The organism is Neisseria sp. Marseille-Q1983, from assembly GCF_018224585.1.
GTDB classification, from domain to species: Bacteria; Pseudomonadota; Gammaproteobacteria; order Burkholderiales; family Neisseriaceae; genus Neisseria; species Neisseria polysaccharea.
This window is the reverse complement of sequence record NZ_JAGTUI010000008.1, coordinates 1-22,885: the sequence shown is the minus strand read 5'-3', so window position 1 is coordinate 22,885 and position 22,885 is coordinate 1. Positions and strand designations below refer to the sequence as shown.

At 49.9% G+C, this 22,885-nt stretch carries 22 protein-coding genes and 4 pseudogenes; 9 read left to right on the top strand and 17 right to left on the bottom strand.

Annotated elements, in window-relative coordinates; translation table 11 throughout:
- Nucleotides 1–3: 3 nt before the first annotated feature.
- Together gcvP and KEM39_RS03005 are read right to left on the bottom strand one after the other, a co-directional pair.
- Entirely contained in the window at nt 4–2,856 is a 2,853-nt protein-coding gene (gene gcvP, locus KEM39_RS03010) for an aminomethyl-transferring glycine dehydrogenase (RefSeq protein ID WP_118997580.1), read from the bottom strand.
- 30 nt (nt 2,857–2,886) lie between these two features.
- Nucleotides 2,887–3,246 carry a hypothetical protein gene (locus KEM39_RS03005; protein ID WP_118997579.1) on the bottom strand — a complete coding sequence of 120 codons (360 nt, stop codon included), beginning with the start codon at nt 3,244–3,246 and terminating at the stop codon, nt 2,887–2,889.
- Here KEM39_RS03005 and KEM39_RS03000 point away from each other — a divergent pair.
- Nucleotides 3,245–3,424: a hypothetical protein gene (locus KEM39_RS03000; protein ID WP_025458177.1), complete on the top strand. Its 180-nt coding sequence runs from the start codon at nt 3,245–3,247 to the stop codon at nt 3,422–3,424. The genes KEM39_RS03005 and KEM39_RS03000 overlap by 2 nt on opposite strands.
- Here the strand turns inward: KEM39_RS03000 and KEM39_RS02995 are convergent.
- Genes KEM39_RS02995 through KEM39_RS02975 form a run of 5 tightly spaced genes read right to left on the bottom strand, consistent with a single transcriptional unit; the run spans nt 3,417 to nt 8,109 of the window.
- Nucleotides 3,417–4,058, bottom strand: coding sequence for an arylesterase (locus KEM39_RS02995; protein ID WP_118997578.1), 642 nt, complete (start codon nt 4,056–4,058; stop codon nt 3,417–3,419). The genes KEM39_RS03000 and KEM39_RS02995 overlap by 8 nt on opposite strands.
- On the bottom strand, nt 4,048–4,599 hold the full coding sequence (locus KEM39_RS02990) for a DNA-3-methyladenine glycosylase I (protein WP_118997577.1): 552 nt from the start codon (nt 4,597–4,599) through the stop codon (nt 4,048–4,050). The genes KEM39_RS02995 and KEM39_RS02990 overlap by 11 nt, the downstream gene beginning before the upstream one ends.
- Before the next feature lie 3 nt (nt 4,600–4,602).
- On the bottom strand, nt 4,603–5,121 hold the full coding sequence (locus KEM39_RS02985; protein WP_002242959.1) for a PqiC family protein: 519 nt from the start codon (nt 5,119–5,121) through the stop codon (nt 4,603–4,605).
- Nucleotides 5,121–6,782, bottom strand: a complete 1,662-nt coding sequence (gene pqiB / locus KEM39_RS02980) for an intermembrane transport protein PqiB (protein ID WP_101119913.1) — start codon at nt 6,780–6,782, stop codon at nt 5,121–5,123. Before pqiB ends, KEM39_RS02985 begins: the two co-directional genes overlap by 1 nt.
- On the bottom strand, nt 6,775–8,109 hold the full coding sequence (locus tag KEM39_RS02975; protein WP_240002747.1) for a paraquat-inducible protein A: 1,335 nt from the start codon (nt 8,107–8,109) through the stop codon (nt 6,775–6,777). Before KEM39_RS02975 ends, pqiB begins: the two co-directional genes overlap by 8 nt.
- A gap of 462 nt (nt 8,110–8,571) precedes the next feature.
- Here KEM39_RS02975 and KEM39_RS02970 point away from each other — a divergent pair, with 462 nt between their 5' ends.
- Complete coding sequence (locus tag KEM39_RS02970; protein ID WP_025458171.1) at nt 8,572–9,201, top strand: biliverdin-producing heme oxygenase; 630 nt, start codon at nt 8,572–8,574, stop codon at nt 9,199–9,201.
- A gap of 132 nt (nt 9,202–9,333) precedes the next feature.
- Nucleotides 9,334–10,695, top strand: a complete 1,362-nt coding sequence (locus KEM39_RS02965) for a transferrin-binding protein-like solute binding protein (RefSeq protein ID WP_211709572.1) — start codon at nt 9,334–9,336, stop codon at nt 10,693–10,695.
- 188 nt (nt 10,696–10,883) lie between these two features.
- On the opposite strand, the pseudogene KEM39_RS02960 reads toward KEM39_RS02965, so the two are convergent.
- Nucleotides 10,884–10,997, bottom strand: a pseudogene (locus tag KEM39_RS02960) (excinuclease); the annotation flags it as partial.
- A gap of 333 nt (nt 10,998–11,330) precedes the next feature.
- Between KEM39_RS02960 and KEM39_RS02955 the strand changes: the two are divergent.
- Both KEM39_RS02955 and KEM39_RS02950 read left to right on the top strand, forming a co-directional pair.
- Nucleotides 11,331–11,576, top strand: a complete 246-nt coding sequence (locus KEM39_RS02955) for a type II toxin-antitoxin system Phd/YefM family antitoxin (protein WP_003706842.1) — start codon at nt 11,331–11,333, stop codon at nt 11,574–11,576.
- Entirely contained in the window at nt 11,573–11,959 is a 387-nt protein-coding gene (locus tag KEM39_RS02950; protein ID WP_002218920.1) for a type II toxin-antitoxin system VapC family toxin, read from the top strand. The genes KEM39_RS02955 and KEM39_RS02950 overlap by 4 nt, the downstream gene beginning before the upstream one ends.
- Before the next feature lie 191 nt (nt 11,960–12,150).
- On the opposite strand, the gene KEM39_RS02945 is transcribed toward KEM39_RS02950, so the two are convergent.
- Complete coding sequence (locus KEM39_RS02945) at nt 12,151–12,663, bottom strand: hypothetical protein (protein ID WP_003714353.1); 513 nt, start codon at nt 12,661–12,663, stop codon at nt 12,151–12,153.
- A gap of 96 nt (nt 12,664–12,759) precedes the next feature.
- Nucleotides 12,760–14,115, bottom strand: a complete 1,356-nt coding sequence (yegQ, locus tag KEM39_RS02940; RefSeq protein ID WP_211709571.1) for a tRNA 5-hydroxyuridine modification protein YegQ — start codon at nt 14,113–14,115, stop codon at nt 12,760–12,762.
- A 190-nt stretch (nt 14,116–14,305) separates the two neighbouring features.
- Here yegQ and KEM39_RS02935 point away from each other — a divergent pair, with 190 nt between their 5' ends.
- On the top strand, nt 14,306–15,094 hold the full coding sequence (locus tag KEM39_RS02935; RefSeq protein WP_211709579.1) for a Cof-type HAD-IIB family hydrolase: 789 nt from the start codon (nt 14,306–14,308) through the stop codon (nt 15,092–15,094).
- A gap of 45 nt (nt 15,095–15,139) precedes the next feature.
- Here KEM39_RS02935 and KEM39_RS02930 read toward each other — a convergent pair whose 3' ends face one another.
- Complete coding sequence (locus KEM39_RS02930) at nt 15,140–15,739, bottom strand: adenine phosphoribosyltransferase (RefSeq protein WP_118817988.1); 600 nt, start codon at nt 15,737–15,739, stop codon at nt 15,140–15,142.
- Between the two features lie 127 nt (nt 15,740–15,866).
- Between KEM39_RS02930 and gmk the strand changes: the two genes are divergently transcribed.
- The 3 genes from gmk (at nt 15,867) to KEM39_RS02915 (ending at nt 18,998) form a co-directional block, all read left to right on the top strand.
- Entirely contained in the window at nt 15,867–16,484 is a 618-nt protein-coding gene (gene gmk, locus KEM39_RS02925) for a guanylate kinase (protein WP_118997574.1), read from the top strand.
- A gap of 58 nt (nt 16,485–16,542) precedes the next feature.
- Nucleotides 16,543–16,749, top strand: a complete 207-nt coding sequence (rpoZ, locus tag KEM39_RS02920) for a DNA-directed RNA polymerase subunit omega (protein ID WP_002212665.1) — start codon at nt 16,543–16,545, stop codon at nt 16,747–16,749.
- Nucleotides 16,750–16,841: 92 nt separating this feature from the next.
- The gene (locus KEM39_RS02915; protein WP_118997573.1) at nt 16,842–18,998 is read left to right on the top strand and encodes a RelA/SpoT family protein; all 2,157 of its coding nucleotides are present in this window, start codon (nt 16,842–16,844) and stop codon (nt 18,996–18,998) included.
- Between the two features lie 68 nt (nt 18,999–19,066).
- Here the strand turns inward: KEM39_RS02915 and KEM39_RS02910 are convergent.
- The 6 genes and pseudogenes from KEM39_RS02910 to coaBC form a co-directional block, all read right to left on the bottom strand.
- Nucleotides 19,067–19,285: pseudogene (locus tag KEM39_RS02910) on the bottom strand (hemagglutinin repeat-containing protein); the annotation flags it as partial.
- Between the two features lie 113 nt (nt 19,286–19,398).
- Nucleotides 19,399–19,557: pseudogene (locus tag KEM39_RS11475) on the bottom strand (SMI1/KNR4 family protein); the annotation flags it as partial.
- Between the two features lie 179 nt (nt 19,558–19,736).
- Nucleotides 19,737–20,537 (bottom strand): hypothetical protein, encoded by an 801-nt coding sequence (locus KEM39_RS02905; RefSeq protein WP_118997570.1) that lies wholly within the window; start codon nt 20,535–20,537, stop codon nt 19,737–19,739.
- Nucleotides 20,538–20,798: 261 nt separating this feature from the next.
- Nucleotides 20,799–21,026, bottom strand: a pseudogene (locus KEM39_RS02900) (SMI1/KNR4 family protein); the annotation flags it as partial.
- A gap of 2 nt (nt 21,027–21,028) precedes the next feature.
- On the bottom strand, nt 21,029–21,259 hold the full coding sequence (locus KEM39_RS02895; RefSeq protein WP_118997569.1) for an HNH endonuclease: 231 nt from the start codon (nt 21,257–21,259) through the stop codon (nt 21,029–21,031).
- Nucleotides 21,243–22,451, bottom strand: a complete 1,209-nt coding sequence (gene coaBC, locus KEM39_RS02890) for a bifunctional phosphopantothenoylcysteine decarboxylase/phosphopantothenate--cysteine ligase CoaBC (RefSeq protein WP_118997568.1) — start codon at nt 22,449–22,451, stop codon at nt 21,243–21,245. Before coaBC ends, KEM39_RS02895 begins: the two co-directional genes overlap by 17 nt.
- Nucleotides 22,452–22,885: the final 434 nt, after the last annotated feature.

The following is a 22,885-nucleotide window of genomic DNA, read 5'->3' as shown; positions in this document are numbered from 1 at the left end:
CAGTCAGTCTTCATAATTTTCTGTCGGCAAGCAGGAGCAAACCAGATTGCGGTCGCCATACACTTCATCTACTCGTTTGACGCTCGGCCAGAATTTGTGTTCGAGCACGAAGGGCAGCGGGAAGACGGCTTCTTCGCGAGAGTACGGATGCACCCATTCGCCGGTTATATCTGCGGCGGTGTGCGGCGCGTTGACCAGTGGGTTGTCGTCTTTCGGCCATTCGCCGTCGATGACTTTCTGCACTTCGCGGCGAATGGATTTCAGGGCGGCGATAAAGCGGTCGAGTTCGGCTTTGCTTTCACTCTCGGTCGGCTCGATCATCAGCGTACCGGCAACAGGGAAGGAAACCGTCGGCGCGTGGAAGCCGTAGTCCATCAGGCGTTTGGCGATGTCGGTTTCGGTAATGCCACTTTCGGCTTTGAGCGGACGCAAATCAACAATACATTCGTGCGCGACACGGCCGTTTTTGCCTGTATACAGAATCGGATAGTCTTCGCTCAGACGTTTGGCGACGTAGTTGGCGTTGAGCAATGCCCAGCGTGTCGCCTGTTCCATGCCTTGTTTGCCCATCATGGTCAGGTACATCCAAGTAATCGGCAGGATGGACGCAGAACCATATGCTGCGGCAGCCACGGCAGTTTGCCCGGCACTTGCGCTGTGGGTGTCGGTCAAAGTGTGTCCCGGTGCAAACGGGGCAAGGTGGGCTTTCAAACCAATCGGACCCATGCCCGGACCGCCGCCGCCGTGAGGGATACAGAAGGTTTTGTGCAGGTTCATGTGCAACACGTCCGCGCCGACTTCGGCAGGCTGCATGATGCCGATTTGGGCGTTGAGGTTGGCACCGTCCATGTAAACCTGTCCGCCGTTTTCATGGATGATGCGGCAGATGTCGCGGATGCCTTCTTCGTACACGCCGTGGGTAGACGGATAGGTAATCATGATGGCGGACAAAGCGTCGCGGTGTTGCTCGGCTTTGGCTTTCAAATCGTCGATGTTGACGTTGCCGTGTTCGTCGGTATCGACAACGACGACTTTCAAGCCCAGCATGGCCGCAGTCGCAGGGTTGGTACCGTGGGCGGATTTGGGAATCAGGCAGATGTTGCGGTGTCCCTCGCCGTTGGCTTCCTGATAGCGGCGGATGGCGAGCATACCGCTGTATTCGCCCTGCGCACCGGAGTTGGGTTGCAGGGAAACCGCGTCAAAGCCGGTGATGGCTTTCAGGCTGTTTTCCATATCGGCGAGCAATTCGCGGTAGCCGGCGGTTTGCGCTTCGGGGGCGTAGGGGTGGATGTCGGAGAACTCAGCCCAAGTAACCGGCAGCATTTCCGCAGTCGCGTTGAGTTTCATGGTGCAGCTGCCCAATGAAATCATACTGCGGTTCATCGCCAAGTCGCGGTCTTCGAGTTTTTTCAGATAGCGCAACATTTCGTGTTCGGTGTGGTAACTGTTGAACACAGGATGTTGAAGAATGTCGTCCTGACGCAGCAATTCGGCGTTCAGACGGCCTTTAACATCATCGGCAAATGCGAACGTATCTTTGCCGGTAAACGCACGGTACAAATCGACCAAATCTTCGTATGCCGACGTTTCATGGAATGCAGCCGCAACTTGAGTATCGTTGACGCGGCGCAGGTTGTAACCCGATTCCAGAGCAGCGGCAAACACTTGGTCTGCTTTCTCTTTGCTGCCGAAATCGACGGTAACGGTATCGAAGAAGACTTCGTGAACCACTTTAATGCCGTCTGAAACCAGCGCGTCAGCAAAGGCAGAAGCCAGCGCGTGAATGCGGTTGGCAATGCGTTTCACACCTTCAGGGCCGTGGTAAACGGCATACATACCCGCCAAGTTCGCCAGCAATGCCTGTGCGGTACAAATATTGGATGTCGCTTTTTCGCGGCGGATGTGTTGCTCGCGGGTGGACAGAGCCATACGCAGCGCGGGTTTGCCCGATGCATCTTTGGATACGCCGATGATGCGGCCCGGAGCGGAACGTTTGAACTCGTCTTTAAACGCAAAATAAGCGGCGTGCGGCCCGCCGAAGCCCATCGGTACGCCGAAGCGTTGAGTGTTGCCCAATGCGATGTCCGCGCCCAACTCGGCAGGCGATTTCAGCAAGACCAAGCTCATGATGTCGGCGGCAACAGCAACAATCGTGCCTTTGGCTTTCAGACGGCCTATGACGCTTTGCAAGTCTTGTACGTCGCCGTCTTTGCCGACGTATTGGAACAGCGCGCCGAAGTATTCGCCTTCATCCGCTTGGGCAAAATCGCCGACCACCAGCTCGAAGCCAAAATATTTGGCACGGGTTTTCATCACGTCCAAAGTTTGCGGATAGACGCGCTCGTCCACAAAGAAACGTTCGGATTTCACTTTACCCACGCGGTGTGTCATCGCCATCGCTTCAGCGGCGGCAGTTGCCTCGTCCAACAAAGACGCGCCTGCCACAGGAAAACCGGTCAAATCGATACACACTTGTTGGAAGTTTAACAAGGCTTCCAAACGTCCCTGCGCGATTTCCGCCTGATACGGCGTGTAGGCGGTGTACCAGCCCGGGTTTTCCAATACGTTGCGCAAAATCACGTTCGGCACGCGGGTCGGGTAATAGCCCAAACCGATATAGGACTTGTTGATTACGTTTTTCGACGCGATGCCTTTCAATTTCGCCAACGCGTCCGCCTCGGTCAAAGCCTCGGGCAAATCGAGTTCGGACGGCATACGGATGCTTTGCGGCACGGTATTGCCGACAAAATCGTCCATGCTCTTCTCGCCGAGCGCTTTCAAAAGCGCGACCTCGTCGCCAAAGCTCAAATGGCGCGCGGCAAATTCGTTGGGGTTGAACAGTTCGGATAGTTTCATTTCTGCTCCTTCGGTGTTGTAGGGCTGCCATCAGGCAGAATTTTTAGACATCGGATGATTCGGGTAAGGGTAGCACAAAAGACGGGATAATGGCGGACAATGCGCCAGAATGCAGCAGGTCAGGACAAGCAGCGCCACAAGCGGCAGCGATAAGGGAAAGCCGCCGACCAAAACCATGAAACCTGCAGGCACCAGCCAAGCCAAGGGATGCGCCAGAAGCGGAAAAACAATATTGAGCAGAACCAAAATCACGACAAACAGCGGCAGCATCGCCATCAGGCTGGCACGCCTGTATGTTGCGTACGGGTCGGATGCTTCTTCAGGTTCGCAATATTCCATAATTTCAGCCTGTCCGGGCTTTATCCACAGCAGGTTCGGACGGTCGGTCATGCCGTCTGAACCGGCAGACCGTCTTTTTCAAAAAACGCCATACCGCTGCAACTTCATGCGGCTGTATGGCGTAGGTTTTGCACTTCAGACGGCATATGCGTCCCGAAGCAGTTTGGTGTTCCAGTCGGTTCATGATTATATAAACAACTTGGGTTTAGATAAACCTTTGTTTATCTAAACCCCTGTTTCCTCAAAAATTGATTCAAATCTTCGGCAAATTTCCGATAGCCTTTGCCGTTGGCGTGGATTTGGTCGGATTTCAGATTATTATCGCTCAAAATTTCCGCCCACGCGCCGCCGAACAGCGGAATGCCGTATTCCTTGGACAAATCCTCATACAGCGGATGGTCGCTCAAATGCCCGAACAATGCGCCCAGTGTGATGTGCGGCACGCCGACGAGGACGGCGGGGATGTTTTCCTTTTGCACGGTTTCGATGATTTTCGCGATATTGGCGCGGGTCTGCTCCTCGGGAACTTTGCGCAGAAAGTCGTTGCCGCCTATGCCGACAATCACAAGCTTGGGTTTGCGTGCCAACAGCGCGGGCAGGCGCGACAGGGCTTGCGCGGACGTGTCGCCCGATACGCCGCCGTTGACAATATTCCAACCCGTCAGTTTTTGCAGTTGCGCGGGGTAGGATTCGCCGGGGTTTGCGCCGTAGCCGAAGGTGAGCGAATCGCCCAAGGCAAGTACGGTGCTTCCTTCGGGAATTTTGGCGTGGGTTCGGGTGGATTTTCTGCCGCAGGCGGTAAGGAGCAACGCGCCTGCGCCGAGGAGGAAGGTTCTTCTGTTCATTGGTTTTTCAGACGGCATCGAGCCATTTCGGTTGGTATTTCAGGGTTTTACGGTAAATAGGACAGCTTTCGGCGTGCGCGCCTTTGAGGTAGCCGGTACTTATCAGAAATTCACCGACGATTTCGCCGCCAACAAATTTGAAATGTTTTTTAAAGAGTTTAACCCATTCGTCTTTGCTTCGCGGATGGTGCGCGTCGAGCCAGTTCTTGAACGAGCCGTATTCTTGTTGCAACGCTTGGATTTGCCGTGCATTGAAAATGGCGGCATCGATTTTCAGGCGGTTGCGGACGATGCCAGCATCGGTAAGCAGCCGTTCAATATCGGCTTCGCCAAATGCGGCGACCGTATCGATGTCGAAACCTTCAAATGCCGTCTGAAATGCCTGCCGCTTCTTCAGCATCAGCGTCCAGCTTAATCCTGCCTGATTGATTTCCAACACCAGCCGCTCAAACAATTCATTGTCGTCCTCAATCGGAAAACCGTATTGGGTGTCGTGGTAATGTTTGTTCGGGTTATCGGTGTTTTCGGGAAGTGAGGCGGCAAATTCGCAATAGTTCACGGTTTACTCGACCATCTGTTGCGCCGCCTGTTTCAGTCCCTGTTCGAGTGCGGCAGTCATGGCGGCGTAGCCGTCACCCTGCTGTTCGGTTTCGATATGGAAGGGTCTGTTCGTACCGTCGGGTAGGACGGCGTAGCCGCTGATGAGGGTTTTGCCCGTGTAGCTGCCTTGGAATGCGTCGATATAGACCGTCCATTTTTCGGTACTGCCGCTGCGTGAGGCAGGAACAAAGATGCGTGTGCTGTCCAAACGGTTGAATGCATTGCTCAACGCCGCTTCGAGCATATCGTCCAAGGTGTCTGCCCAAACGTGGTTTTGTGCGGTGTTGATGCGGTAGGGGTCGGTTTGATAGACCAGTCCGCCGCGTTTGAGCGGTTCGGCAAGACGGACTTCGACGGCGGTTTCGCCGCCTTGCGTTGCAGGACGGATGTAGCGGCTGTCGGGCAACACGAAATATTGTGTGCTTTGCACAGTACCGCAGGCGGCAAGCGTCAGGGCGGCGGCAATCGGGAAAAGGCGCATTATCGGCTTCCTTTCGGGATAGGGTCTTTGCTGCTGCTGTTGAAAATCAGCGCGTTGGGTTTTTCTTTCAAAGTGTTAATGACGGGTTGAACGTCTTTTAAGGTTTTGTCCAAACTTTGCAGCGTATTTTGTATGTCGCCGTAGATAGGCGATTGAGGCGATACGCCTTGCAGGGTTTGACGTAACTCTTTCAGGGTTTGGTTCAGTTCGTTCGGAATGTTTTGCGTCTGTGGATTGCCGGCCAGTTTGTCGATGGAGCTTAGGGCGGCATTGGCAGATTTGAGTGTGGACTTAAGCTCGGCAAGCGAACCGTTCAATTCAGCAACCGTCTTATCCAAAGGCAGTTTGTTGAACTTGTCCAGCAAATCCGCCAATTTGGTCTGCAAATCGTCCAAACCGCCACCTTGGGTCGCGATAACGGTATCGCCTGCATAAACGGTATGCGGTCGCAGCTTGGGCGAGGCGGAAGGCTGATCGTTCAATTCAATCATTTTGCTGCCGGTCAGCAGGTTGTTGCTGGAGATGGTGGCGGTCAGACCTTTGTTTAAAGCCGTCTGAAATTGTTGTTTCCAATGCTCTTTGCTTTGTTCGTCGGCATTGATTTCCAAACGGGAAGGCTCAATGCGGATGCGCACGGGAATCCAACCGTTTTCAAACAAATGCAGGCTGTCGTTGCGGTCGAAATAAGGAACGTCGGAAACCACGCCGACATTCAGTCCTTTGTATTCGACAGGCGAACCGACGGTCAGTCCGCGCACGGATTGTTTGAAAAACGCGGTGTAGTATAGCGAGCGGTCGTCAGGCAGGTTGGCAACTTCGCTGCGGCTGTCGTAAAGCGTGAAGCTGTCTTCGCTTTTGACGTTTTTACTGTTTTTGGTTTTCGGCGAATCAAATGAAATCGCACCTGACAGCAATGCGGGCAGAGGGACGGAATTGAGTTTGACACCGCTGCCTGTGGTTTCGATATTAATGCCGCTTTCCAACCAAAAACGGCTGGCGGAATGAATCAGTTTGTCGTTGGGGCTTTGGATGAAGATAGTGTAATGCACGCTTTGGTCGGACGGGTCGAAATGCGCGCTTTCTACTTGGCCGACCATAAAGTTTTCATACAAAACGGGGCTGCTGACGTTGAGGATGCGGTCGTTTTTGCCGATCAAATTCAGGCGCAGGCCGCTTTGACCGATAGCGGCAATCGGAGGAATGTCCTGCACTTGGAACACGTCTTTTGCCTCGTCGCTTTTGCCGGGTGTAAAAGCGATGTACGAACCTGAAAGCAGCGTACTCAAACCGGTTACGCCGCTTTGGTCGATACGCGGTTTGACCACCCAAAACTGGGTATCGCTGCGGATGAGGTCGGATACGTCCGCATTGAGTTGGGCAGTAACTTCCACACCTTTTTGATCGTCGCGCAGTTTGATTCGGGTAACGCGTCCGACATCGATGCTCAATACCTTAATGACCGTATTGTTGACCTCAATGCCTTCCGCGCTGTCCATCAAGAGCGTAACCACAGGCCCCCTGTTGCGGATTTCCTTAACCCAAAGCCAGCCGCCGGCAATCAGCGCGATCAGCGGAACCAGCCAGACGGCGGAGAGCAAGGTGTTGTTTTTGCGGACGCGTGCTTGGGCGTGTCCGTTTGGAGGGGGGCTGTTGTCAGTCATATTTTTCCGTTTCGTTGAAAGCAATGCCGTCTGAAGCGCGTTTGTCCCAAAGCAGGCGCGGGTCGAAATAATAGGCGGACAGCATCGTCAGAATCACGACCAGGCAGAAATAGACTGCCGCACTGCCCGGAATGACGCGCGCGGCATAAGTGTGGAACGAACACATCAAAATAATAATCACAAAAATATCAATCATCGACCAGCGACCGACCGCTTCGGTGATGCGGTAGAGGTGCGACAATTTCTTTGCGCCTGTCGGCAAAGCGAACCGTGCCGCCGCAATCAGAACCGCCATCGCCGCAATCTTCAGCACCGGCACCAAAATACTCGCGCTGAAAATAACCGCCGCAATCAGCCTGTCGCCCTCGTCCCACATATAAGCGATGCCGCTAAGGATGGTGTTGGCCTCCGTGGCGGCAGGATTGGACGAAATCATAATCGGCAGGATATTGGCAGGGAAATACAAAATAACCGCCGCCGTCAGAAACGCCGACGAAATACTCAGACTTTTCGGCCGTCGGCGGTACAGTTCCGCACCGCACACGCCGCAGGGGAATTCGGCACTGTCGCGGAAATACAGGCAGCGGCTGCAACAGGTTTTGCCTTCTGATGCCGTCTGAACCGCATTATCCCCCGTCAGCTGCCCGATTTGAAAATACACCCAATGCTGGGGAATCGATACCGAAGTCCGAATCAGCATAACCGACAGCGCGAACATCAGATAAAACGCCGACCCGAAGCGAACCTCTGCCACAGACGAGAGCTTGATATACGACACCAGAGTGGAAACAAAAAACACATCCACCATCATCGCCTGCCTCAAGCGCACCATCACACGCGTTGCCAAACGCAGCGCAGGATACGCCCGTTTCCGTATCAGCGCGGCATAGACATACAGGCACAGCAGCAGAAACAGAACCGGCGCGCCGAAGGTCAGCACAAACATCACTTCGGCCAAAAAACCATAATCCTGAAACACCATCAGGCGTACCATTTCAGGCAGCGAAAGGACGGATGCCGCACCCGGTATCCCGACCTCGATATACGTCATACCGTAAGCAAACGCCATCAAAATCAGCGAAGCCGCCGCATAAGCGGGCGGGCCGGAAAAAGGATGCCTGCCCACCCTGAAGAGTTTGTGTCCGCAACGGGGACAGAACGCCGCCTCTCCCCTGTCCAACTGAGGCACATCCGCGCGGCAACCGCATTCCGGGCAATCTACCGTATGCGGCGGCAGGGCTTCGTCGCGGCAGTTGCCGCGAAGGCTGTAGGGGATATTTTCGGCAAACGGCTTCATCGGGAAAGTGGCAAATATAAGTGTCGGCATTATAAAGGAAAAAAGGCGATACACCCAATCAGGATGCAAAACCGGCAGGTTCGGCAGTATGAACAAACCCTTGTCGTCCGGCAAAAATATTTTTTGAGCGTCTGTCCGCCGACTGCCGAACCCATTTGATAAAATCCCGATTCTGTAAAGAATAGTAAAATACCTGCTTAAAAACATCACGCAAATGATATTTTTTCCAAAAATATGTGATAATAAATTTCGTTTATGATTCTTTATTATTTTTATAGTGGATTAACAAAAATCAGGACAAGGCGGCGAAGCCGCAGACAGTACAAATAGTACGGAACCGATTCACTTGGTGCTTCAGCACCTTAGAGAATCGTTTTCTTTGAGCTAAGGCGAGGCAACGCCGTACTGGTTTTTGTTAATCCACTATATATGCGGGCAAGTGCGGATTTTGCCCGCCCCGCATCCTTATCCCTTACCGACAAAGGAAAAGCTATGAGCGAAACTGAAAATCAAGCCCTGACGTTTGCCAAACGTCTGAAGGCGGATACCACGGCGGTTCACGACAGCGTGGACAATCTCGTTATGTCTGTCCAACCGTTTGTCAGCAAAGAAAACTACATTAAATTTTTGAAACTCCAATCCGTTTTCCACAAGGCCGTCGACCACATCTATAAAGATGCCGAATTAAACAAAGCCATTCCCGAGCTGGAATATATGGCGCGATACGATGCCGTAACGCAAGACTTGAAAGACTTGGGCGAAGAGCCTTACAAATTCGACAAAGAATTGCCACACGAAACCGGCAATAAAGCCATCGGCTGGCTGTATTGCGCAGAAGGATCCAATTTGGGCGCGGCATTTTTGTTCAAACACGCTCAAAAACTCGAATACACCGGTGAATTCGGCGCACGCCACCTGGCTCCCCATCCGGACGGTCGCGGCAAACACTGGCGCGCTTTTGTCGAGCATCTGAACGCATTGGGCTTAAGCCCCGAAGCCGAAGCGGAAGCCATCCAAGGCGCGCGCGAAGCCTTTGCATTCTACAAAGTCGTGTTGCGCGAAACTTTCGGCTTGGCAGCAGATGCCGAAGCGCCCGAAGGTATGATGCCGCACAGGCATTGATATATTTTACGGTTTCGCCTCGGCTCGTGAAGCGGAACCGTATTTTCTGCCGCGTATGACGGCATTTTTCAAACCATCAAATATAAATAATTATCATATTTTTTATTAAAAATATGCCATTAGGAGATAATTATGACGATTCCTTTCAAACCAAGCCTGCTTGCAATGGCATCCGTCCTTGCCCTTTCCGCCTGTATTTCAGGAGGAGGGGATGCGCCTGCGGTCAAATCCTCAGAAACACCGTCAAATAAAGTTGCCCCCCCCCCCCCCGCTGATACGGTAAGCCCTGCTACAGGTGCTGATACGGCAAGCCCCTCGGCAGGCACTGATGGCGGGGATTCTAAAACAGAAATACCGCCTAAAGATACGCGAGGGGAAGGGGAAACCGCACAGGCTGGCGCAGATGGCGGAGTGCAAAATGATGCGCCCCAACATAATGATAATGCGCCGGCAGCCGGTACATCCGACACGCAGCCTGAAAACAACCGTGATATGCCCGGCAGTGATGCAGGAAGGGCGGATGGCGGCAATCAAGATACCGATGCGCCGAAAAATGCGGAATCTCAAGATGGTATGGAAGGAAACGCTGTAAGCGAAGGCACAGGGATGCCGGCAAACCCTCCTTCTGAAAACGCCGAACATACTGAGGTTGCGATGAATGCCGACGGGGAAAATCCGCCGGCGGAAGCAGAAGATTCCGATAAGGCGGGGCAAGACGGGATGCAGGCTGATGAGGCGGACGGCAGACAGGATGCGGAAGGGGGATTGCAAGGCGATGACCCGGCCGCTCATTCCCCCCAAGATCAAGACCAACCCCCCAAAAATGCTGCCGATAATCAACCTAAAACAGGCGTGTTTGGCGAGAAATATTTTGACGGTACGGGAGAAATCACGGCGTTGATGATTGGTGGAGAAACCATTGATTTGACGAAAGCCACATACGATGTATCAAAGAAAAATCATCCCGGGCTGCTCTCTAACTGGGATACTGTTATGGTTTCTAAAGGACAATATCAGCATCTGATTTATGGGGCGGCTAAATTAAAAGATGGCTCATATACTCTTTTTGTACAAGGTCAGCCGACAGAAGCCCTGCCGGAAGGTAAGGCTAAATATCAAGGTAAGGTGCTGCATTTCCGTTCCCGCAATGTTACTGATAAAACAGACTGGTTGGATGAAGGAAGTTCATATAGGACGACAGGTGTGTTTACCGCAGAAGTCGATTTCGGTCAGAAGTCTGTAAACGGGACAATCAATAGTGGCGATGGTGTATATATGGGAACAAAGAAATTTACCGCCAAGATTGAGGGAAGCGGCTTTAAAGGCGAATGGGATACGAAAGAACAAGGTAGCGTTGAAGGGAAATTTTACGGTCATCAAGCAGATGAAATGGCAGGTAGATATGACTTCAATAAAACCCCTGGTAAAAATAATGCTTCGAGCGACAACGGCTTCGGCGTATTTGCAGGCAAAAAAGAAGTAAGCACCCGTTGATATTTATCCTGTGTTTCACAGTCGGAAACAGTGGCGTTTCCTTCCGACAGGGCATCGGGCAACACCTTGATGTGTTGTCCCACCTGCAGAAGCAATCCTAATTGAACCATCATCTGTATTACTGATTTGATTTATGGACTATGCCGTCTGAAAAATGTTTCAGACGGCATTTTTTGATTGCCGATATGTTAACGGACGACATTGGCGCACATGACCACGCGGACGTGGAACGAGCCTGCCTGACAGTCGTATTGCCCGCCTTGCAGCGGCTGCTTGTCGAAGTAGCTCTGGAAGCCGGTAATACTGCATCGGCAAGGGTGGCGGCAGATGCCGCATTGTGTTTATAATGCCGTGTCAGACGTTTGATTTATGGGAAAATAATAATGCTTGCCGATCAAGAAGTAATTGGCTGTGTTTTAACGATCCGTTGATTACTTAAGATAAATTTACACTAAACAAAACAGCTCTCTATTCCCTCTATTGCGGAGGTTGTTTTGTTTAGTGCTAATCTACAGATTGTTACTAAATAGCAAGGTGTGAATAAAACGGCGGATATAATCAAATATATGTAATGAGATTCCCAAAATCTTGGTAATGATGTATATTAGTTAAGTTAGCTAATCGTGAGAAGTGTTATGTTTCAAGCAAATATTCATCAGGCAAAAACCAATTTGAGTCAATTGATTCAAAGAGCAGAAGCAGGGGAAATCGTTATTATTGCGAAGGCAGGTAAGCCTTGCGTCCAACTAACCGGTATTGAAAAACCGGCACGAAATGCAGGAAGGTTGAAAAAATTCAGTCATATGGAAAATACGGATATTTCACGTATTCTTGAGAATGACAATGAAACGGCAGCTTTATTTGAGGAGTCGGCTCTGTGAGAAAGATTCTGCTTGATACCCATGCTTTGCTGTGGTGGTTGTTGGATGACAAGAAACTGGGGACATCTGCACGCAAACTGATAGAAAATCCGAGAAATGCGATCTTTGTCAGTGCGGCAAGTATTTGGGAAATTTCCATCAAGCAGAACAAGGGGTTGTTGAAATTACCGGAAGAGTTTTTTGATGTGCTTCAAGAAGAGGATTTTGAAATGCTGCCTATAGGTCTGTTTCATGCAAAACAGGCTGGAAGCCTTCCGGAAATACACAAAGACCCTTTCGATAGGATGTTGATTGCACAAACCCAAGCGGAAGGCTTTGAACTGATGACTGTCGATGAATATATTCCGCAATATGGAATTAGAGTTGTCAACGCATCAAGCTGACAAATATAGAAACTGTGTACACAAGAAAGACCGCCGAGGCGGTCTTTTCGGTTATTGTCTTCGCTTAAAAGCCAGACTTCCGTCGTGGACTATAGGTGTGCCCCGATCTGAATCTGCCGCACAATCAGGCAAGGGGATTAAAAATGCCGTCTGAAAAAATGTTTCAGACGGCATTTTTGGTTGCCGATATGTTAACGGACGACATTGGCGCGCATGACCACGCGGACGTGGAACGAGCCTGCCTGACAGTCGTATTGTCCGCCTTGCAGCGGCTGCTTGTCGAAGTAGCTGTGGAAGCCGGTAATACTGCGTCCGCCGAGTTTGCCTGCGGTCTGTTGGAATTTGCGGGCGGCATTGATTAGGGCGCGTTCGCAGGCCTCTGAGTCGGATTTGCCAACGCCGTTTGCTGCTTGCCGTGTAACCAGATTCCTGCCGTTTGCAACCGGTACGCCCCCGCCGCCGAAGCTGACGGGAATCCCGGATTCCAATACGCCGTCTGCAATGGCTGCATTTATTGCCGCCTGACCGTTGCTGCAACGGTAAATGATGTTTTTGCCTCCTCCTGCGGTGTCGCCCCGGATGACTTTGCATGATTCTCCGGCCGGTGTGCCGGCGGATGCCGTGTGTACGTTTTTAGGCGCGCGGCCGGATTGGCAGGCTGCCAGCATCAGGGCGGCGGCGGAGAGTATGAGGATTTTTTTCATGTCGGATGTCCTTGTTTGCTGTGGGAAATCATTAGCATTGTACCGTAAGATTCAACAAAATGCCGTCTGAAAACAGGTTTCAGACGGCATTGTGGCTCAGGGGTTCAATACGCGTGCGATGAGGGCTTTTTCTTTGCTCTGCATATTGGGGATTTTGACTTGGATGCCGTTGCCGGGTGCGACATCGACAGGTTGGCCTTTGCGGGTCATTTGTTCCAATTTGATGGTTTGGTTGCCGCTCGGGTGGATGATTTCGAGTGAATCGCCGACGGCAAAGCGGTTTTTAACTTCCACCGTTGCCCAACCTTCAGCGTCGATTTCGGTAACGTGGCCGACATATTGGCTTTGTTTGGCGATGGAGTGGCCGGTCAGGTAGTTTTGGTAATCCTGAGTTTGGTGGCGTTCGAGGAAGCCGCTGGTGTAGCCCCGGTTGGCGAGACCTTCGAGTTCGCTCAACAGGCTGTAATCAAACGGACGGCCTGCGACGGCATCATCAATCGCTTTGCGGTAGGACTGGGCGACGCGTGCGACATAATAAAGCGACTTAGTACGGCCTTCGACTTTGAGGCTGTCCACGCCGATTTTGGCGAGTTTCTCAACCACTTCGATACCGCGAAGGTCTTTGGAGTTCATGATATAGGTGCCGTGTTCGTCTTCCATAATCGGCATCATTTCGCCCGGGCGGTTGGACTCTTCAATCAGGAAAACTTTGTCAGCGTATGGGTGGCGTTTTTGACCGTTGATGCCTTCAAAGTTTTGGTTGGCTTCTTCTTGGGCTTTTTCAAAGTTGAAACCTTGCAGAAGTTGGGCGTCGCCCGCATCACTTTCAGTGGCGTTGTGGACTTTGTAGTCCCAACGGCAGGAGTTGGTGCAGGTGCCTTGGTTGGGGTCGCGGTGGTTGAAATAACCCGACAATAAGCAACGGCCGGAGTAGGCGATACACAATGCGCCGTGGATGAAGACTTCGAGTTCGATGTCGGGGCATTCTTGGCGGATTTCGGCGATTTCTTCCATACTCAATTCGCGCGACAGGATGATGCGTTCGACGCCGATATTCTGCCAGAATTTCACGCCCCAGTAGTTGGTGGTGTTGGCTTGTACGGACAGGTGGATCGGCATTTCCGGCCATTTTTCGCGCACGGTCATAATCAAGCCCGGATCCGCCATAATCAGCGCGTCAGGTTTCATGGCAATCAAGGGCTCCATATCCGAAACGAAGGTTTTGAGTTTGGAGTTGTGCGGCAGCGTATTGACGGTCAAAAAGAATTTTTTGTTGCGCTCGTGCGCTTCTTTAATGCCTTGCTCGAGAACGTCGAGTTTGGCAAATTCGTTGTTGCGGGCGCGCAGGGAGTAACGCGGACTGCCGGCGTAAACGGCATCTGCGCCGTAATCGTAGGCGGCGCGCATTCTTTCCAATCCGCCGGCGGGCAATAAGAGTTCGGGTGCTTTCATATGCGTTTCTTTGTTATCAAAATGGTTTCAGACGGCATCGGGAAGAATGCCGTCTGAAGGGTATGGGAAGATGGGGGATTATCCGCCTTTTTGTATTTTCGGTCAATTTTGACGGGAAATTTATAAGGATTTATCAAGTATTTGCCTGCTTGGGATACAATGCGGCAGTTTGAATGCGAGAGAGAATATGATGAATCCCAAAATCGTGTTTTTCGATATTGACGATACGCTGTACCGAAAATATACGGATACCTTGCGCCCTTCCGTGAAAACGGCGGTGGCGGCTTTGCGCGGCAAAGGTATATTGACGGCGTTGGCAACGGGGCGGTCTTTGGCGACGATTCCCGAAAAGGTCAGGGACATGATGGCGGAAACGGGTATGGATGCCGTGGTAACGATAAACGGGCAGTTTGCGCTGCTGCACGGTAAAACTGTGTGCGAAGTACCGATGGATGCCGGTTTGATGGGCAGGGTTTGCGCGTATTTGGATGACTTGGGTATGGATTATGCGTTTGTCGGCGGAGAGGGGATTGCCGTGTCCGCGCTGTCGGAATGCGTGTGCCGCGCCTTGAAGCATATCGCCAGCGATTTTTTTGCCGATAAGGATTATTTTTCAAGCAAACCGGTGTATCAGATGCTGGTGTTTGCGGAGGAAAACGAAATGCCGCTCTGGTCGGATATTGTGGAACGGGAAGGCTTGAAAACGGTGCGCTGGCACGAGGAAGCGGTCGATCTGCTGCCTGCGGGTGCGTCGAAAACAGACGGCATCAGAAGCGTGGTTGAAGCATTGGGTTTGGAAATGGCAGACGTGATGGCGTTCGGCGACGGTTTGAACGATGTGGAAATGCTGTCTGAAGTCGGGTTCGGTGTGGCAATGGGCAACGGGGAACAGGCGGCGAAAGAAGCGGCGAAATATGTTTGCCCCGGCGTTGATGAAGACGGCGTGTTGAGGGGCTTGCAAGATTTGGGCGTGATTTGAACGCATCATAACAACCCTGCCGGTTTCAGACGGCAGGGTCGGTTTTCAGCCCTTCATGCAGCCTTCGTTTTGAAGCAGGGTAAATAAGGGCGCACCGCTTGCACGGATATTCTTGCCGCCTTGAAGGTCGGTAAATTCCAAAATGGCGGCGGCTTCGACAATTTCTCCGCCGAGTTTGCGGATCAGTTCCAGCCCGGCAAGCATTGTGCCGCCCGTGGCAACCAAATCATCGACCAGCAGCACGCGCGAACCGGGTTTGACGGCATCGGTGTGGATTTCCACCGCAGCTTCCCCGTATTCGAGCGCGTAGCTTTGCGATACGGTTTCAAAAGGCAGCTTGCCTTTTTTGCGGATGGGGACGAAGCCGACGTTGAGCTGGTAGGCGAGTGCCGCGCCGATAATGAAGCCGCGCGCGTCCAAACCGGCAACGATGTCGATTTTCTGATCCATATAGCGGTAAACCAGCAGATCGACCAAAAGTCGGAAGTATTCCGCGCTTTGCAGGACGGGCGTGATGTCGTGGAATAAGATGCCTTTTTGCGGCCAGTTTTCGATTTTGCGGATTTTGTCGGCAAGCACGCCGACACTCATAGCTTCGGGATGAACCAGCATTGCGTGTTCCAAGTTTGATGTTTTTAACGCCATATTGTAGCCGTCAGCCTGCCGCTTGCCAAATCAATCAAAACAATAGCGGCAAAATATGGGCATCGGCAAATAGGAAACCGGGTGTCCGTTGTGATACAATCGGCTGGAAAATATACAGGTAAAAAATATGTCCGCTTATCGAAAAGGCAACATCTTTATCATTTCGGCCGCTTCCGGCACGGGCAAAACCACGCTGGTGTCGCGGCTGTTGGCAAACCATAACGGTTTGCGCGTTTCCGTGTCGCACACGACGCGCCCGCCGCGTGAAGGCGAAGCAAACGGCGTACATTATCACTTTGTTTCCAAAGAAGAGTTTGAGTCGCTTATCGCGCAGGAGGCTTTTTTGGAATACGCAGACGTATTCGGCAACTATTACGGCACAAGCGCGGAGGGCGTGAATGCGTTGGCGGCGGCAGGCTATGATGTGATTTTGGAAATCGACGTTCAGGGCGCGGCGCAGGTTCGCGACGCGCTGCCCGAAGCCGTCGGCATCTTTATCCTGCCGCCTTCTTTCGACGTACTTGCCGCGCGCCTCAACGGACGCGGGACGGACAGTCGGGAAGTTATCCAAAGGAGGCTGTTGAAGGCAAGGCATGAAATCGAACAGTCCGTATTGTTCGACTTTGTCGTGGTCAATGACGACTTGGCGCGGGCGGAGGAGGATTTGCTCCATATTGTGAATGCCTGCCGTCTGAAAAGGTCGCGGCAACTGGGATTTATTGCAGATTTGTTGGAAAATTCCTAAAAAACCGCGAAAATACTCGGTTTCCCAATTTAAATATTTTTGAAAGAAAGCAAATAATATGGCACGTATTACCACCGAAGACTGTACCGGAAAAATTTCCAACCATTTTGACCTGACATTGGTAGCGGCCCGCCGCGCCCGCCAGCTTGAGAACGGCAACACGCCGCTTGTGGACGATGTCCGCAATAACAAACCGACCGTTACCGCCTTAAGGGAAATCGCCGCCGGGCATATCGGTACGGAACTGCTGACACGCAATAAATAAATCCTGCCGGAAACGCACGCCGGCATATTCTGCCGCCGTGCAGTCCGACGGTTTGAAATGAAAAAACACATACATCCCGAAAGCCGTCTGAAATGCCCGCCCCCCAACCTTCCGCCCCTTATGATCCCCTGACCGCCGAAGCGCGTGCCCTGCTTTTCCATACCGCCTCCTACCTCAAGCCCGAGGAACAGGCGGAGCTTGAAAAAGCCGTCGCCTATGCGTTTCGCGCCCACGACGGGCAAACCCGCAAAAGCGGGGAGCCCTACATCACGCATCCGATTGCCGTTGCGACGCAGCTTGCCCTTTGGCATATGGATATACAGGGTCTTTGTGCAGGTGTAATGCACGACGTATTGGAAGATACGGGCGTAACAAAAGGGGAAATGGCGGCGGTGTTCGGCAATACGGTTGCCGAGATGGTGGACGGGCTATCCAAACTCGAAAAACTCAAATTTGAAGATCATGCGGAGCATCAGGCGGAGAGTTTCCGCAAACTGATTTTGGCAATGACCAAAGATGTGCGCGTGATTGTCGTCAAACTTGCCGACCGCCTGCACAATATGCGGACGCTAGGTTCGATGCGCCCGGACAAACGCCGCCGGATTGCAAGGGAAACCCTTGAAATCTACGCGCAAATTGCCAACCGTATAGGTTTGAATAATGCGTATCGGGAGCTTCAGGATTTATCGTTCCAAAACCTTCATCCCAACCGTTACGAGACTTTAAAAAAAGCAATGGACAAGAGCCGGAAGAACCGGCAGGACGTTGTCGGCAAAGTCTTGCGCGCATTCGGTCAGAGGCTGGTAGGCGCGAATATAGAGGCCAAAATCAAAGGCAGGGAAAAAAACCTGTACGGCATCCATCAGAAAATGATGGCGAAAAAGCTGCGCTTTGCCGAGGTTATGGATATTTACGGTTTCCGCGTCATTGTCAACAGCATTCCCGCCTGTTATGCCGCACTCGGCGCATTGCACACCCTTTATCAGCCCAAGCCCGGGCGGTTCAAAGACTACATCGCTATTCCGAAAAGCAACGGTTATCAAAGTCTGCATACGACTTTGGTCGGCCCTTACGGCTTGCCGATTGAAGTTCAGATACGCACGCGGGAAATGGATGCTGTTGCCGAAGGCGGTATCGCCGGACATTGGAGCTATAAATCAGATTCTAAGACGGTCGATCAGGCGGTGCTTCACACAAACCGGTGGCTGAAAAATATCTTAGATTTGCAGGCCAGCAGTGCCAATGCTATTGAGTTTCTTGAACACGTCAAGGTAGATTTGTTTCCAAACGAAATCTATATCCTTACGCCAAAAGGAAAAATCCTAACATTGCCCAAGGGTGCAACACCTATCGATTTTGCTTATGCGGTGCATACTGATATTGGGCACAAAACCGTTGCCGCACGTATCAACAATATCATGATGCCGTTGCGTACGAAGCTCAAAACCGGCGATTCCGTCGAAATTATTACATCCGAACATGCCAAACCAAATCCTGCATGGTTGAATTTCGCCGTGTCCGGCAGGGCGCGCAGTGCCATACGCCAATATATTAAAAACCTTAACCAGCACGATGCGGTCGTTTTGGGAGAGAGCCTCTTACAAAAAGCCCTGTCCAGTTTGCTGCCCAAAGATGTCCTGCTTTCAGACGGCATCAAAGAAAAATACCTTGCCGATCTCAACGACAAACAGACTTCATTTGAGGAAGTGCTGTACAACGTCGGTATGGGGCATACCCTGCCTGTTTATGTCGCCATGCATATCGCTGAATTGGCAGGGGAGCATTTCGGCAGCGAGGTCAGGCTCAGTTCCATTAAAGTTGATGGTCAGGAAAGCGGACATATTCATTTTGCAGAGTGTTGCCATCCGGTTCCCGGTGATTCTATCCGTTTGTTGTTGGTTAAGGGAAAAGGCATGATTATCCATAGGGATACATGCCCAACGTTGTTAAAGTCCGATCCCGAACAGCAGCTGGATGCAGACTGGGAAAATATGAACGGGCAGAACTATCGTATCGGGCTGCATGTTCAATCGGAAGACAGTCACGGATTGCTGGCATTAATGGCGCAAGCTATTTCCGATTCCGGTGCGGACATCGAGTCGGTCGAAACACCGTCTAAATCCCAGTCGGGAACGGAAGGTTTTGTCGAATTCAAATTCTTATTGAAAGTCAAAAATTTGGATCAGTTGAATCAGATTATTCAAAATCTGCATAGTATTCCATATATCCGCAAAGTCATCAGAAGTTGAAGCAGGTAAAACGGGTTGCCTTTTGATTAACAGGCAACCCGTTTTATGGTTTATCCGTTCAATTACTTATCTGCCTGTATGCTTTTGACGATAAGCTGCGCACCTTTGAGGGTGGTATCTCCGCCGCTTCGGATAATCGTTTTGCCGACCGTGCTGCTGATATGGGTGCGGCGGTAGGCTGCTTTTGTCTGATTGCTGTTACGATTTGTTAAAAGAAAGGTCGTCTGAAACTGTAACTGTATTTGTTGTTTCAGACGGCCTCTTAGCTCAAACCTTGAGAAGCGCATACGTGTGTTCCGCACACATCCTACTTGTTGAGTTTAGGTTTCATATGGACTACGGCTTGCTGATTTCAGACGATCTTTTTAATTTAGTTGGGTTTTCAATTCAACCCACACACTTAATCTGAAAGTTCATATAGCATATCCAAAAAGGCATCAAAACTATCTGCAATATGGCTAGTTACCATTTTCGTATCTCCATTCTCATCTTCATAAAAATCATCATGTTTTGCATACCCATATTCATCATCAATACATGAATAGCTATAAATATCTTTAGAAATGTGTAAAATTTTTATATATAAAAAACTTCTAGCTAAAACTAGAAGTTTAGAGGAACTAACATCAGCTATTTCACAGAAATTTATATTTTAAAGATAAGCTAGAATCATGATGTATAATCTAGGATATGCTTTGAAACAGATTCCTTTCCCATCTAAACCCTTATCTTCCTCATTTATTCCATAGCTTTTATCAATTTATACGTCTCCATAAAACGAAGACCTCGGGCTCTCTTACTCGCTGTGATTTCTTCATAGATATCACCCAAGGTGCAGGCAGGTGCTAAAGTCCACAGAGCATAATCTTCTAATATGACCTTACCAATCTTCTCAAATTTACCTAGTAAAAGCCCCAAATCCTTGTGATTAAACCAACAGTCAGTATCAATAGCATACTGTCTATTATTCATCTTGCAAGCAATCTCGCTATTCAAAAAATCCGTCATAGTGGACTTATTCTTTTGTAGCAACCTTGTAAAGGCTAGGTGATATTCTATTTTTCTCGTACTTTGGTCGAGAGCTGAAACAAAACCGACTCCGTATTCATTTTCAAATTGAACCACAAGCACATCTCCTACTTTAAAGTACGGCTCCCTCTTTGTTTTTGCTTTTGGAACTTTAAGAGGTTTCGGATTGACACTTTGTAGCTGAATAGCTAGTTTATCAAGTACTTTCTGTCTTTGTTTCAATGCTTTGCTGTCAATTTCAAGCCAGAACTTATCCGCTCCTTTTTCGATAATTTTGAGAGTTTTATTTTTTATGTCTTCTGGTAAATGTCCAATCTTCCACAAGGAGTAGGCAAAGGCTGTCCAATAAATCTCAGTATAAAAATCATCTATACAAAAATTATTTTCATCATTTAAAATATCTTCGATTATCTTAGCAATATTTTCGCCGTTTTTATATCTTCCCACTATGGTGTTATAGATATCGTAAGCATCATCGCTGTCTATAATCTTTACTCCGTCTATTGCCATTGCAACCTCCAGTCTAGTCTCGGACAGTCATTTTACAAAGGGCGAGATTCTCCAGTCCATCACTACCACCGATATAATTGTTTCAACACTTATTGTTTATATACATTTATGTATCTCTATCCGAATCTTGATGCGATTACTATCTGTACTCTTTATCGTAAATCGGAGGAAGAGTAAAATACCTGTCTTCAATCTTGATTCGGGCACAGAGTAAGCCATCTTGATAGACATAGCCTTCAAATGGAGGGTATTTGTCTAAGCTTTATAGCCTAAATTTTGCTTATACCCTAAAAATGAAATGTCCCTTTCATCATTTTCACCGTAGTGATTGACAAAATTGAAAATATTTTCTTTAGGGTATAAATGATCATGTTTGCTAAGAAGTGATACATATGAAACAGGAAAAACAACCCCTATATCTTCAGCAAATTGTTGAATTGTTCTTATTAGAACCAATCCCTCATCTGATGATATTGATAGTTTGCTCATTTTTACTGACCTTTCTTTAAGGATTTTTGACCAGTATGCCTAACAGCTTTATGAATACTATTAGGAATTAACTGCATATTATTAGGAGAGCTTTGCGCATTATGATGCCATGTATAACCAGGAATTTTTTCATTTCCTGCTTTAATCTTCATTAGTTGTTCATTAGTAAATTGATTTTTGGGCACTTGTTCACGTTCAATGGTTTTCCATAAATCTTTAGTGGCTGTCCTCATCTGTCCCGTATTTGTTCAAATATACGGCAAGCCTTTCAACAATTCGCATTGCTGCTTCATCTTTACTTGTTTCGGGAAAAGACAGTTCCCCGTCGTCCCCGATAATGGTAATCCGGTTGGTCGGTTTGCCCATCGCGATTGAAACATCATTGGCAACTATCACCGGTATTTTTTTCTTAATGCGTTTTTCTCGTGCATATGTCAATACATTCTCCGTTTCAGCGGCAAAACCGATACAGAAAGGAGGGTTCGGTAATGAGGCAATGGACGCCAAAATATCAGGGTTTTCATCTAATTCGATAGATAACGGATTGGCATTTTTATCTTTTTTGAATTTTTGAGTACTCCTGTTTTTAACCCTATAGTCTGAGACGGCGGCAACAGAAATAAAAGCATCTTGTTTGTCGATTAAACGATGCACTGCGCGATGCATATCTTCGGCACTGACGGCTTGAACCGTATCGGATATGCCGAAAGGCAGCGCGGTTTGAAGCTGTCCGTGAATCAGGCTGACTTCCGCACCGGCGGCACGGCACGCCCGCGCCAAAGCCACGCCCATTTTCCCGCTGGAAATATTTGTGATACCCCTGACAGGGTCAATGGCTTCAAATGTCGCACCTGCGGTAATCAAGATTTTCTTGTCCTTTAAAATTTTCGGTGTCCATAAATCCGGAAGCAGGTCCAGCAATTCGGCAGGTTCCGGCATCCTTCCCATACCATTTTCTCCACAAGCCTGTTCGCCCAAGCCCGGCATATAGACAGTAATGCCGTCTGAAACCAGTTGTGCGATATTCCGTTGGTTGGCAGGGTTGAGCCACATTTCCACATTCATGGCAGGAGCGATGGCAAGAGGACATTTCCGTGCGGCTGCCAGATTGGTCAGTAGGTTATCTGCCACGCCGTTACAGATTTTTGCCACGGTATTCATACTTGCCGGCGCAATCAGAAAAACATCCGCATTCCGGGTCAGGTTGATATGGTCCATACCGTTTGAACCGTTGCCGCCGTGCGTGTCGGTCAGAACGGGATTGCCGCTCAAAGCCTGAAAAGTCAGCGGAGAAACAAATTCAGTTGCCGAGCGGCTCATAACCACCGTAACCGAATGCCCCTGTTTTTTCAGCAGTCGCACCAACTCGCAAGACTTATACGCCGCAATACTGCCCGTTACACCTAAAAGAATATGTTTGCCCATTTTGACAATTTCTAATTACGAAGAAAAAACAGCATCCATTCTATAACAAAGTACGGATACATTAGTTACCGTTTTGGATACAAAATGCCGTCTGAGTCCCCGAGTTTCAGACGGCATATTCACAAAGGCGCACCAGTCAGAGGAGGGGGATTGTTGGGGGTGGTGCAGCGTTTGGTGGAAATAAAAAACCTTATCTGACAGCGACATGACGAATTTCCCAAAAAAAATCCCGCTGAAAGCATTGACCGTTTTCCCCTTCGGGCGTATAGTTCGGTTCTTCGCTGCTGCTGAAGCGGCGGACGAATTGAAAAGTATAGCACAGAATGTCGGGGATATCGAGAGATATCTTGACAGACGGAAGAAATACTTTATAATTCGCAACGCTCTTTAACAAAACAGATTACCGATAAGTGTGAGTGCCTTGAGCCTCACAC